The following is a 14,204-nucleotide window of genomic DNA, read 5'->3' on the forward strand; positions in this document are numbered from 1 at the left end:
TATCACCAACTTGTTTCCATCCAACAACATCTGGCCCATGGTTAACTACTTTCTTAGTGCTACTTAATAAACTAGTATAATTCTCCTTCAAATTTTTATTAGAATCTATAAACTCCCCTATATATCCTTTCAACCTACTTATCATAGCTTGTTTTTGTTCTTTCGTAGATTTCATTGTAATTATGTCTAAATGTAGTGAAGTATCTTCCAAAAACTTCTTTGCTAGTTCTACAGAATACTTATTATTTTCATCTAATGCAACTTCTCTTATTAGTTCTCCAAATCTCTTAAAATCCTTTTTTATAAAAGCATCATCTAGTTTACCTAATTCCTCAATAGATTTTACAAAATCACCTATATCAATTTCAACTTTGTTATATATTTTTAAAAGTATCTCTGAAATTTGTTCACTAATTTCGTCTTTAGATATTGCTCTACTATTATCACCATTTATACCAAAGAAATTTCCAATAGAATGGATTGCGCCATTAGCAATAAGCATCTTCTTTATTAAATCTAATTTAGCTGCACTTGGTAGCAGTTCATCTCCCCACTTTAATACAATAGGAAGCACCTCTGTTAACCTATCTGCATACTTAAAATTTTCGAAAAAACTTGTTAATTTAGCAACAACTTGTGCAGAATCACCTAACCCTGGTATTATTCCTGCTAGATTCAACCCTGCAGTTACAAAGTCTCCATCTACAGCATTAATAATCATATCTCTTACATCTGCTGCCGTTCCTACCATTGGTGTTAAATTCCCTGCTATAGCTCCAACTAAATTTATAGTTGTTGGATTTTCTATTAAATCACCTAATAGAAAACCACTTAAAAATTCATCTACATATTGAAATACACTTATAGGAGTATCATATATGAGTGGATTCAGATTTTTAGAAGTAGACTCCTTCTTATCACTATAACCATCTCCATCTGTATCTGCTAATTTTGTGTTCGTACCAATTTCAAGTTCTTCTAAATCACTTAGTCTATCATAATCTTCATCTGCCCTAAATGGATTTGATATACCAAGTTCTACCTCATATAAATCATCTACTCCATCATCATCAGTATCTGCTTTACTTGGATCACTTAAAAATCTAAAGTATTTACCTCCGTTCTCCTCTTCCATTCCAATAGGTTCTTTATTTTCCATTTCAAAATTTTGTTCATCATGTTCTACTAAGCATACTTCTGCTCCATCTTCTATTCCATCTTTATCAGTATCCATATCATTAGGATTAGTTTTGTATGGTACCCCATATCCATCCCTAATTCCATTAGTTTCTAGTTCATCACTTATTCCATCACCATCACTATCTTTGCCTGTGTTATCTATATTATTTCCCCCACCAGCATAATCTAATGTTATTTTATAAGATCCCCATAAGTTTGCTGAATGATAGTACGGATCTAAGTACTTACCTCCAGTCTGATATGCCAATTTTTTATAGTAATCATGATCTGTAAAATACTTATGACAATCAAAAACAGCAACCCTAACCTTCTCATATTTTGATAGTCTTATTGCTGTTTCATATTCATCATTTGGATAACTTGTTGTTAAAAATATTATATATTTTTCTCTGTCTTTATCTTTTTCATCATCTGGCTTTATTATCCTTAATGCATCCCCCCATATATCTTTTATACTATCTAAAAAATAATCATCATCTATCTCTTCATTTAAAGCTTTCTTTATATCATCTTTATTGTTCGTAAGATTTACTACACTATCTTCTTGAATTTTTTTGTTATATTTAGCAAATGCAATTCTATCATCCTTAAATAATCTATCTGTAAACCATTCCGTAGCTCCGATTCTTTCATTTTCTTTATCATAACCAAACCTCATAATAGCCGAGTTATCCATCAAAATTAAAAAATCTCTTTTAAGATTTCCATCTACATTTGGTTTACCTAGAGATGGCTTATAATCTTGCCACGCTCTAATCCAAGTACTATAAGATACGAGAATAAACCTTTTTCCCATTTTAGCATCTACTGTAATTTGATTTGATTTTGAATTGTACTGTTGATTTTCATCGACTAATTTTAGTACTTTTGCCTCTTCATCAAAGTACATTACTTTAGAATCCTCTAAATTCTTAAAGTTTTTACTTTTATTGTCTATATTAAATGTAACTTTTAAATTTTCAATGTTACCTTCATAATTAACATCATATATTTTAGAAATCTGTCCAGGTATATTTCCATCGACATTATCATTACTCTCATTTATACGTATTGATTCTATTGCTTCTTTTTCACCTTTAGCTTCAATATTAATTTCATTTTCTTCTATTACTTTTGTATATTTTTCATCACCATCATCTATTCCATTGTTATCAGAGTCTTTTTTTAACGGATTCGTCCCTAATTCTATTTCCTCACCATCTGTTAATCCATCTTCATCTGTATCTTTTTTATTTGGATTAGTTTCATGAATTAATATTTCATCCTTATCATTTAATCCATCTAAATCTGTATCTTTAATCAATGGATGAGTATTATATTTAAATTCATCTTCATTACTAAGTCCATCTTTATCTATATCCTCATATAAGTCACTTATTCCATTCCCATCGGTATCTGGATTATCCAATTTACAGTAAGGATGTAATATATATTCCTGTTCATCCGTTAAACCATCTTCATCTGTATCTTCTTTGTTTTTATCACCATTAAATAAATCTTCTATAAAATCTTTCAAACCGTCTTCGTCCGTATCTATATTTTTATCTTCAGTTTCTGGTTTATCCTCCGGCTTTTCTTCTGGTTTTTCTTCTGGCTTTTCTCCGTTATCTTCCTCTGGAAGTTCAATACTAAGATTCTCAAGCACTTGCAAACCTTTACTATATGCATATTTCTGTATATCTACAGTTTGGATAGTTCCATTATTTTCATGGATTACTTTTGCCTTTTCATGCATATCTTTAATTTCTATAAATATGTTATTATTTATGTCAACTGGTCTATCTTTTATATTTTCATCAATTAATAAAATAATATTATCTAGTAATTCTATATTTATTTCTACAATTATTTTTTCAAGTTCTTTAAATTCTTCTTTTATTTCCTTACCAGTACTTCTTGCGTTACATAAAATATTTGAATAATTAATTATTTTTTGTCTTAATTCAAATAATTCATTAGTTTTATTATATTTATTTGACACATATATTTTATCTACAGCTATCTCATATTTATTCGATATTTCTTTCATATCTTTTATTTCTTCATTCGTTATTATAAACTTTTCTATATTTTCCTTAGTATCCAACTTTTCTATAATTACCTTAAGTTTTTCTGAAACTATGATATCCTTATCCTTAATTGTGCTTTTATTCACTTCCTCTTTTTTTGTTGTGCTTATACTTCCTACCATATCCTTTGCATATGATATTGTTGGCTGAAATATACTAACTAAAAATATAACTAAAATCCCCCAACAAATTTTCTTTTTCCCCCTCATCTAAATGCCCTCCTATATAAAATTTACCCTTCATCAAAATTTTATCTTTTTTTCCATAATCATTCAATTTATTTCGTTTTTCTTTTTTCGTCACAACTTTAATAATTACATTTTCTTTTATAACCTCATAATAAAAACAACTAATTAGTTTATTAATCTAATTAGTTGCTTAAAATATATTATTCAATTTTAAATATCATTTAACTAGTAATAGCCCTCTTCATTGAAGTATTAATAACTTTAAATAATACCATCCCCCCAGCTAAGTTAACTATTACAGCCGGAACAACTACAGTTATAAATAAACTTATAAAACTTACAGGTAACCCAACAATTACACTTGCAGATCCTAAAAAGGCTACTCCACTAACTAAAGTTCCAATTGGAAAAATAACAAAACTCTCTATTCTTCTTCTCTTTTCTTCTGTCATATTTTTAATAACATTAATCTTATCCATAATCATCATAATAACAAATACAACATTAACAGTAACTAACTTATCAATAACATTTGGAATTTGTCCACCTGGAAACTTCGTAGTCATAGCAGTAAAAATTCCAGTAATAATAGCTGCTACAAGGCATGTCTTATATTTTCCTCTATTTAAAATCATAATTATAAACAACATAGCTAATGCAAAATCCGGTTGCATTGGTAATCCAAGTGCTGGTGTAATTTGATGAAGCAAAGCCCCAATCCCTAGCAGTAAAGCATTCATTATCATATTTTTAGTATTTTCATTTCTATTCATATTAATCAATTCTCCTTTTAATTTAATAAATTTCATTTGCCACTCACCTAATGTTTCATCATTTCATACCACTTAGATCACCTCCTTAAAACTATTTTATAAAACAAAAAACCGTCCTATGTAAAATACATAGGACGGATTATAAACTTTCCGCGTTGCCACCTAAATTGTGCTTAATATATGTAATAAATTAAACACCACCTTAATTTCAAGTACTATCATACTCTATCCGCTATAAGGTGCAGCCCACCATAAATGCTACTCTCTAAACATTAGATTTCGTTTTATTCCTCCAAGGTCCATTCACTAAATCTCTTCTTGCTAAGATTCCACCACCCCTAGCTCTCTTTAATGAAGCTTAATTTACTTACTCTTCCTTATCAAAGGATTATCATTTTTTTATTATTTATACTATTATAATATCACTTTTGCTTAAATATGCAACAACTTTTTTTAAATTTTAGCAAATTTAATTATACTTAGAACAGATTCGTAAAATGAATTAGTATAATCATGAACATCTGAAACTTCAAATTCTGATTTAACTGATCTAACCATCGGTACATCATCAGTTATAATATTATCTACACCTAAATAAAGCATTTTCTCTGCAAGCTCTTTAGTATTTATAGTAAATACATCTACTTTCTTTCCTAATGCGTGTAGTGCATATACCGTATTTGAGTTTACTAAAGATGAATCTAAACAAAAGAAATCTACATTTAATTTTTCAAAATCTCCAAAGGCTGCAATTACAATATATCCAACCTTTAATTTAGGATTTACCTTTTTCATATCTTGAAGTGAATTGTAATTACTTGATGATATCATAACTTCATTTTCCATTTCATGCTTTTCAATTATTTCACTTACATCATTAACTAACTTATCACTATCACCCTTTGGTTTAAGTTCTATATTTAACTTTATTTTCCCCTTTGCTGCATTTAATACCTCTTCTAAAGTTGGCACTTTTTCTCCTTTAAATTCTTTTGATAAAAATGACCCGTTATCAAGCTTTTCTATTTCATCTAAAGTCATATCTTTTGGTGCTCTGCTATCCTTAGCTGTTCTTCTAAATGTACTATCATGTAATAATATAACTTTATTATCTTTCGTTGTCTGTACATCAATCTCAGCATAATCAGCTTTTTGGTTTATTGCTTCTTCTATTGCCGCTAACGTGTTTTCTGGAGCTTTTGTACTTGCACCTCTATGTGCTGTTATATCAGTTTTTGAAGAATTAACTCTATGGAATACTACTCTATATCCTATAAATCCACTAAATATTATAAATATTAATGTAAGTATTGCTACAAATACTTTAGAGTACCTCTTAAATATTTTATATATAGCATTATTCTTGTAATCATAAGAACATTTAAACTCTCTCTCATTAACGTCATTCCCTCTTAGCTCATAATAAAGTTCAACTAAGAACGAAACAAATAATGGTGTTGTAATAATTGATGCTATAATAAATCCTATATAAAATATAATTAATAGTATATCTAAAAATACTTTACTTGATATACTTGTTGAACCTAATATATACTTTGATATTCCCATTCCAAATACAAGTATTATTATAATTAATAATACTTCAATTAGTGCTATTGTAATTGCCCATATTAGTATAGATTTTAATAATTTCCATCTATTATTTTTATAAACATTATAACTCCTCTTTACAGCTTCTCGACCTTTAACTTTTTCGATAACTACAATTGGTATTGCTAAAATCCATCTTAATAAAAATACAACTAATATAGCAATTATTAGTGCGTATAATATTTTTCCTCCCATTGTTTTAGATAACTCTATTGTTATAAATGGCGGAATTGAATAATTTCTAATCAGTGAACTACAAAGTCCAATTCCTGTTAATGGTCCAATTACCCCAGTTATTATTATTAAAGGAATCATTCCTCTATCAAATGTATCTTTTAATATACCTGTTATATTAAATAGCCCATCTAATGCTTTAACCTTTTCTCTTCTATGTGATTTTACACCTATATAAGTTAATGCTCCAATCTCAATAAATACAAGACAAAAGGCTAAAATAACCATAATAAATATACATACTATCCCTTCTATACTAAGTCCAAAAGAGATTATACTTTTATTTGTTATTGTATCTAAGCCTTCACTATGCAGAAAATACTTAAAAATGAAATATAGTATTGGTATAAATATAAAAGCAGTCAGTATTCTATAGCACATCTCAAAATATATGCAACCAAATAAATTAAATTTGAAATCTTTAAATGTTTTCTTAATTAATCTACTCATCTTAAGTTTCTTTTCCTTATTATATTCTTCCAAAGTGTTATTCCTCCTATTTTTTATTAACCCCCTACAAACAGAAAAGGAGCTATATAATAGCTCCTAAATTAATTAATCCCCTGTTTTTGCGAGCCATATGGCTGCACAAACAATTATAAGTCCTCCAATTAATTGAAGTGCTGTTAATGTTTCTCCATATACTAAGTAAGCAAATAAACTTCCAAGTACAGGCTCAAGTGCAACTAATACTGATGCCATTCCAGAATCAATAAAATCTGTTGCCTTAACATATGCAATGTTTGCAATGAATGTTGAAAGTACACCAATTGATAATATATTAAGTACAACAAATGTTGGTGATGAATTTGTTGTAATTGCTGTATTTACTCCACTAAAGTCTGTAAATAATGCTAATACTATAGCACTTGCTATAAATCCGTATATTAGCATACTGTCTTTTGAGTACTGACCTTCAAAGAACCTTGGTATTACAAGTTGAAGTGCAAAAAGAACTCCTGTTGAAAGTCCTATTAATAATCCAATTATATCTAGATTCTCAAGTCCTACTCCGAATATATTTGAAATTAAAAGACATCCTGTTATTGCAAGTGCAATTACAACCGCTTTCTTTCCTGTAATTTTTTCTTTAAAGAATATTGCATTAAAAATTGTTACCCATATTGGGTTTGTAAACATAAGTACTGTAGCAACTGCTATTGGTACTCTCTCTACTGCTATGTTAAATGTAGTAAATGATAAACCAAATGTTACTATACCATATAATGCACTAACTATAATTCCTTTTAAATCTACCTTGAAGGCATTTTTGTTAAATATAAATAAAAAAATACTGAATCCTACAGCTGCAATTAAGCATCTGAAAAATGAAATACTCATGGAATTTATTCCTGCATTAGTTAATGTTCTACTAGTTACACCCATCATTCCCCAAAATAATGTTGCAATTAGTACAAGAGAAATTCCTTTTTTCTTGTTGTTCATTTAATCCTTCCTTTCACTGATTGGTTAAGTTTTCCTTATGCTAAGGTTTACATAAGAAGTTACTTTACCATTCTACTATAATTTCTTATATTTTTCTTACATTTTATGCATTGTTTACATTTTGGTCACACTTAAAAAATAAAACCCTATATCTACAGTTTAACCATAGATATAGGGATTATTATGTTTTATATATTCAATTAAAATTTAACTTCTTCACCATAAAATGCTGCTTTAAAAATTCCTTCTATTAAGTCAGCATCAACTTTTCTTGGATTAGTTGCAGTACATGCATCTATAACTGCATTTTCAGACATGAATTTAACATTTGCTTTAAATTCTTCTTCATCAACACCATATTCTTTAAATGTTAATGGTATATTAAGTTCTTTATTTAAATCTCTTATAAGTTCAACTAGTGAGTCTACTAATTCATCATCAGTATTTCCACTAAGTTTTAACATATTAGCTATTTCAACGAATCTATTTTTACACTCAACTTTATTAAATTCTATTACTGATGGAAGTAATATAGCATTTGCGCAACCATGAGGTACGTGGAATACTCCACCTATTTTATGAGCCATTGAATGTACTATTCCAAGTGATACATTACTAAATGCCATACCAGCTAAGCATTGAGCATCATGCATATCAGCTCTTGCCTTCTTATCCCCATCATATGACTTTCTAATGTTGTCCCTAACCATTTCTATAGCCTTAAGTGCTAATGGGTCTGTAAAGTTATCTGCTATAGTTGAAACGTATGCTTCTATAGCATGAGTCATAGCATCCATTCCTGTATGTGCTACTAATTTCTTTGGCATTGTTTCTGCAAGGTCTGGATCTACTATTGCTATATCTGGTGTTATTTCAAAATCAGCTAAAGGATATTTGATTTTTGCTGCATAATCAGTTATTACTGAGAAAGCTGTTACTTCAGTTGCTGTTCCGCTAGTTGAAGCTATTGCAATGAATTTAGCTTTATTTCTAAGCTTTGGTAATCCAAATGGTACTATTGCTTCTTTGAATGTAAATTCTGGATGCTCATAGAATATCCACATAGCTTTAGCTGCATCAATTGGTGATCCTCCACCAAGTCCAACAATCCAATCAGGTTCGAAGTCTCTCATTGCTTCTGCACCTTTCATTACTGTTTCAACTGATGGATCTGATTCAACACCATCAAATATTCTAACTTCTATTCCTGCTTCTTTTAAGTTATCTTCGATTTTTTGTAAGAAACCAAATCTTTTCATTGAGCCACCGCCCATAACTATCATTGCTTTCTTTCCCTCAATATTTTTTAGGATATCAATTGATCCTGCTCCATGATAAATATCTCTTGGTAATGTAAATCTTGCCATAATATATTCCTCCTAAATCCCTTTTTAATTTATATAAATTTTATTTATTTATCTTTTAAATAATCATCTATTGCCTTTGCAGCATCTTTACCTGCACCCATCGCAAGTATTACTGTAGCTGCACCAGTTACTGCATCACCTCCTGCATAAACTCCATCTCTTGAAGTTTTACCTGAGTGTTCTTCTGCAACTATACACTTTCTCTTATTAATATCTAAACCTTTTGTTGTATGTGATATTAGTGGATTAGGTGAAGTTCCTAGGGACATTATTACAGTATCCACATCCATAATAAATTCTGAACCTTCTATTTCAACTGGTCTTCTTCTTCCTGATTCATCAGGTTCTGAAAGCTCCATTCTTACACATTTCATTCCTTTAACCCATCCATTTTCATCTGTTAAAATTTCAGTTGGATTAGTTAATAGATCAAATATTATTCCTTCTTCTTTAGCGTGATGAACTTCTTCTAGTCTAGCTGGAAGTTCTTCCTCACCTCTTCTATAAACTATATGTGTTTCGCTACCTAATCTTAAAGCTGTTCTTGCGGCATCCATAGCAACATTTCCTCCACCGACAACAGCAACCTTTTCTCCTAAACTTACAGGGGTTTTATAATCTTCTTTAAATGCTTTCATTAAATTAACTCTTGTTAAGAATTCATTTGCTGAGAACACTCCATTTGCATTTTCTCCTTTTATTCCCATGAATCTTGGCAGTCCAGCACCTGAGCCTATAAACACTGCATCAAAATCTTCATTTTCTAAAAGCTCATCTATAGTTATAGTTCTACCTATAATTACATTAGTCTCAATTTTGACACCTAGTTTTGTTATATTTTCAATTTCTTTTTTTACTACTTTATCTTTTGGAAGTCTAAATTCTGGTATACCGTAAACTAAAACTCCACCTGTTTTATGAAGAGCTTCAAATATAGTTACGTCATATCCTTTTTTAGCTAAATCACCTGCACATGTAAGTCCAGCAGGACCACTTCCTATAACCGCAACCTTTTTTCCATTACTCTCTTCTTTTTCTGAAAGGTCTACGTTATTTTCCATACTCCAATCTGCTGTAAATCTTTCAAGTTTACCAATTGAAACTGCATCACCTTTTATTCCAAGTACGCACTGACCTTCACATTGACTTTCTTGAGGGCAAACTCTTCCACATACAGCTGGAAGTGCACTATATTTAGATATAACTTTAGCTGCCTCTTCAAATTTACCTTCAGAAACTTCCTTAACAAATCCAGGTATATCGATTGATACTGGACATCCACTAACACATTTTGGATTTTTGCAATTTAAGCATCTCTTTGCCTCTTTTACAGCTTCTTCTTCGTTGTATCCTAAACAAACTTCTTCAAAGTTTGTTGCTCTTTCTTTTGGATCTTGTTCACGTACTGGAACTTTCTTAAGCCTTTCTTCCATATTCATTATTTATCACCTCCGCAATGTCCACATCCACCATGGTGAGTGTCTCCTTCTCTTTTCTTAAGAATAGCTCTACCTTCTTCTGTCTTATACATAGTTTGTCTTCTCATTGCTTCATCAAAATTAACTAGGTGACCATCAAATTCTGGACCATCAACACATGCAAACTTAACTTCATCTCCAACAGTTACTCTGCATGCACCACACATTCCTGTTCCATCAACCATTATTGGATTTAAACTAACTGTAGTTTTTATTCCAAGTTCCTTAGTTAACATACACATGAATTTCATCATTATCATAGGTCCTATAACTATAGCCTCATCATAATGTTTTCCTTCATCTTTTACTAAATGTGTCAACATATCAGTAACTCTTCCATTAAATCCATATGATCCATCATCTGTTGCAACATAAAGATTTTTTGCTACACTTCTCATTTCATCTTCTAATATTAGTAAGTCTTTAGTTCTACTTCCTATAATTACATCTACATCTATTCCATTCTCTTTCATCCACTTAACTTGAGGATATATTGGTGCAGCTCCAACTCCCCCTGCTATGAATATGAATTTCTTTTTCTTTAACTCTTCTATATCTTCTGTAACAAATTCACTTTCTCTTCCAAGTGGTCCTACAAAATCACTTACAAAATCACCAATTTCAAATCTTTCTAACTCTTTTGTTGCTTCACCAACAACTTGGAATACTATTGATACTGTTCCTTTTTCTTTATTAAAATCTGCAATTGTTAAAGGAACTCTTTCTCCCATCTCATCATTTTTAACTATTATAAACTGTCCAGGTTTTGCTGAGTTTGCAACTCTCTTTGCTTCTATGTCCATTAAATATATGTTTTTTGTCAGTTCTCTTTTAGATACTATTTTGTACATCTAATATCGTCGCTCCTTTTATATGTATTCGTTTTACATTTATATATATTAATATTAGCAATTTTTATGCCAAACGTTATAAATTTAACAATAAGTTAGTATCTGTACCATTTCTAAGCTTTTTGTAATTAATGTAAAAATAAGGCACATGTACTTTTTTAGTACATACGCCTCTTTATTTTTGTATTATTTTATTACACTGTCCTATTTTAAAACAGTTAATATATATTATATTTATCAATTTTATAATATAATGTGTTTCTACTTATTCCTAAAGCTTTTGCAGTTCTACTCATATTATATTGATTACATTTAATAGCTTTTTCGATTAATATTTTTTCTATATCCTTAATGTTAAAATCATTACCTATTTCTATATATATTCCATTTTCATCTTCATTATCTATTGATACTTCTTCTTTTACTTTACTTTTTATTTCATTTTCACCTTGAAACTCATATGATATTTTTCCGTCTAGATTAACTATATTTTCAATACAATTTTCAAGTTCTCTTATATTCCCAGGCCAAGAATAATTAATTAGTTTATTATATAAATTCTCATCAATAGTTGGAACATTTTTATTAAGTTTAAATGCTTTAATTCTTAAAAAATGTTCAATCAATTTAAAAACATCGCCTTTACGTTCTCTAAGAGGTGGTAAATATATTGGAATTACACTTAATCTATAAAAAAGATCTTCTCTAAAATTACCATTTTTAACTTCTTCCTTTAAATCTTTATTAGTTGCAGCAATTATTCTTACATCAATAGGAATTTCTTTTTCACTTCCTATTCTTGTTATTCTTCCTTCTTGTATAACTCTAAGTAAATGAACTTGCATTTCAAGTGGCATTTCTCCAATCTCATCTAAAAATACAGTTCCTCCATTTGCTATTTCAAATTTACCAATCTTTCCACCCTTTTTAGCTCCAGTAAATGAACCTTCTTCATAACCAAAAAGTTCACTTTCAATTAAGTTTTTAGGTATAGCACCACAATTTATTGCGACAAAGTTTTTATCTCTTCTATAGCTAAAATTATGTATAGCTTGTGCTAAAACTTCCTTACCTGTTCCGCTTTCCCCTTGAATAAGAACAGTTGATGGGCTATTAGCAACTATCTTACAGTTAGTAATAACATTTAATATAGCATCACTTTCACCTAAAATATCATCAAAAGTTTTATACGCTGAAGGGGACTTATCACCATTTCCTTGTATCTCTGTTTTCTTACTCATAGTAACAACTGACCCAACTATCTTTTCATTTAACTTAATTGGTTTTACTGTTATTAATGTTCTATTATTTGTATCATTTAAAAGCTTTATTTCCTTTATATAAGTTTTATAATTATCTCTTTCAAAACTTAGTGCAATATTTTTCCAGGCTGGAACTATTGCATCTATTCTTTCATCAATTAAATCTTCTGAAATCGTGTTAAGAATTTCACATGCAAGGCTATTAACATTGTTGATCCTACCATCAGAATCCACAGTTATTATTCCTTTATCCACATTATCCATAACACTACCAACGTAATTATAAGCTTCTTTTAATATATTATTAATATGCCTTTTCTCTAAATCTTTTTCTATAGCTTTAACACAAAATATAGCAAGTCCTAATGAATGAGGGTGTTTATTCATCCACTCTGAAGTCAAGTTAAGAGTACCTATAATATCGCCATTCTTTCCATGAATAGGCGCTGCTGAGCATGTAAGCCCTTTAAACATATTTATGTAATGTTCCTCTGCTGTAACTTGAACTGCTCTATTTTCTTCTAAAGCTATAGCCATAGCATTTGTACCTATATTTTTTTCATCCATGTACATGCCTTCTGTTATATTTAACTTTTCATATTCCCTTACTATAGCTTCTTTGCCACTTACCCTTAATATACAACCATCCTTATCTGTAAGTACGATTATAAATTCTTCATCTTTTAAAACATCATTAAACATGTCCATATATATTTTAGATATATTTATTAATTCTAAATTTTCATTTACTACATTGTGAAGTTCATCCTCATTTAATATTCTATTGGAACTTTTGTTGTCTATCTTTATTCCATATTCCATACTTCTTTTATGCGAATTTAAAATTCTCTTATCAAAATCCATGTAACTTCCCCCTGATATACATCTTTTGTCTAATACTCATTATGAGCTATATATACATTATAATACCAAACAAAGTAATATTTTATGTATTTACAAATTATTTACATTATAACGCAAAAATAAGAGCTATATACTAAAGTTAAAGAGATAACATCATTATATATGTTATATTCCCCTTCTTTCTCTACTATTTAGCCCTTCATTTATAAATATTAATATTTATTTTTATTTTTTAATTCTCTTTGTACTTCTCTATTATGTGCTTTTTCAAGAAGTGAATCTCTTTTATCATAATTTTTCTTACCCTTACAAATTCCAAGAGCTACTTTTACTTTACCTTCTTTTAAATATAATGAAAGAGGGATAAGTGTTAATCCTTCTCTTGATACTAAACCTGCAAGTCTTCCTATTTGTTCTTTATGAAGAAGAAGTTTTCTATCTCTTAATGGATCTACATTAAAAATATTTCCTTGCTCATATGGACTTATGTGCATTCCTCTTATAAATATTTCACCATTTCTAACTTCTGCATAACATTCTTTAAGATTTACTCTTCCTTTTCTTATAGACTTAACTTCTGTTCCAACAAGAACAAGTCCTGTTTCAATAGCTTCTTCTATAAAATAATCATGTCTTGCTTTTCTATTTTCTGCTAAAGAATTTGAATTTTTCTTTCTTACCAAATTTATCACCTACTTCTTATTTAAACCTATCTATCACTTAGTAAAATTATAATATAAGTTATGATAATTAGCAATTCTTCTATATATTATGTGAACTTTAATATATAAAATATTAATATAGAAAAGTCTAAAAACATGTATGATAACATTTATAGTTATCATAATGTTTTTAGACCTT

The 14,204-nt window shown here is 29.3% G+C and carries 8 protein-coding genes, 1 pseudogene and 1 other annotated feature; all 9 genes and pseudogenes read right to left on the reverse strand.

Features of this window, described 5'->3' with window-relative positions; genetic code table 11:
* A pseudogene (locus RSF37_RS09090) lies at positions 1 to 3,478 on the reverse strand (hypothetical protein); the annotation flags it as partial.
* A 200-nt stretch (positions 3,479 to 3,678) separates the two neighbouring features.
* Positions 3,679 to 4,230 carry a tryptophan transporter gene (locus RSF37_RS09095; RefSeq protein ID WP_332564095.1) on the reverse strand — a complete coding sequence of 184 codons (552 nt, stop codon included), beginning with the start codon at positions 4,228 to 4,230 and terminating at the stop codon, positions 3,679 to 3,681.
* 127 nt (positions 4,231 to 4,357) lie between these two features.
* Positions 4,358 to 4,623, reverse strand: a binding site (T-box leader).
* Between the two features lie 60 nt (positions 4,624 to 4,683).
* Positions 4,684 to 6,558, reverse strand: coding sequence for a glycerophosphodiester phosphodiesterase (locus RSF37_RS09100; protein ID WP_332564096.1), 1,875 nt, complete (start codon positions 6,556 to 6,558; stop codon positions 4,684 to 4,686).
* Between the two features lie 72 nt (positions 6,559 to 6,630).
* Positions 6,631 to 7,521 carry a DMT family transporter gene (locus RSF37_RS09105; protein ID WP_332564097.1) on the reverse strand — a complete coding sequence of 297 codons (891 nt, stop codon included), beginning with the start codon at positions 7,519 to 7,521 and terminating at the stop codon, positions 6,631 to 6,633.
* 200 nt (positions 7,522 to 7,721) lie between these two features.
* Positions 7,722 to 8,888, reverse strand: coding sequence for an iron-containing alcohol dehydrogenase (locus RSF37_RS09110; protein WP_332564098.1), 1,167 nt, complete (start codon positions 8,886 to 8,888; stop codon positions 7,722 to 7,724).
* Between the two features lie 44 nt (positions 8,889 to 8,932).
* Complete coding sequence (gltA, locus tag RSF37_RS09115; RefSeq protein WP_332564099.1) at positions 8,933 to 10,327, reverse strand: NADPH-dependent glutamate synthase; 1,395 nt, start codon at positions 10,325 to 10,327, stop codon at positions 8,933 to 8,935.
* Positions 10,327 to 11,217: a sulfide/dihydroorotate dehydrogenase-like FAD/NAD-binding protein gene (locus tag RSF37_RS09120; RefSeq protein WP_332564100.1), complete on the reverse strand. Its 891-nt coding sequence runs from the start codon at positions 11,215 to 11,217 to the stop codon at positions 10,327 to 10,329. The genes gltA and RSF37_RS09120 overlap by 1 nt, the downstream gene beginning before the upstream one ends.
* A gap of 218 nt (positions 11,218 to 11,435) precedes the next feature.
* On the reverse strand, positions 11,436 to 13,343 hold the full coding sequence (locus tag RSF37_RS09125) for a sigma-54-dependent Fis family transcriptional regulator (RefSeq protein WP_332564101.1): 1,908 nt from the start codon (positions 13,341 to 13,343) through the stop codon (positions 11,436 to 11,438).
* Positions 13,344 to 13,555: 212 nt separating this feature from the next.
* On the reverse strand, positions 13,556 to 14,026 hold the full coding sequence (smpB, locus tag RSF37_RS09130) for an SsrA-binding protein SmpB (protein WP_332564102.1): 471 nt from the start codon (positions 14,024 to 14,026) through the stop codon (positions 13,556 to 13,558).
* Between the last annotated feature and the right edge of the window lie 178 nt (positions 14,027 to 14,204).

It is taken from the genome of Clostridium sp., assembly GCF_036643715.1.
In the GTDB taxonomy this organism is placed as follows: Bacteria; Bacillota; Clostridia; order Clostridiales; family Clostridiaceae; genus Clostridium.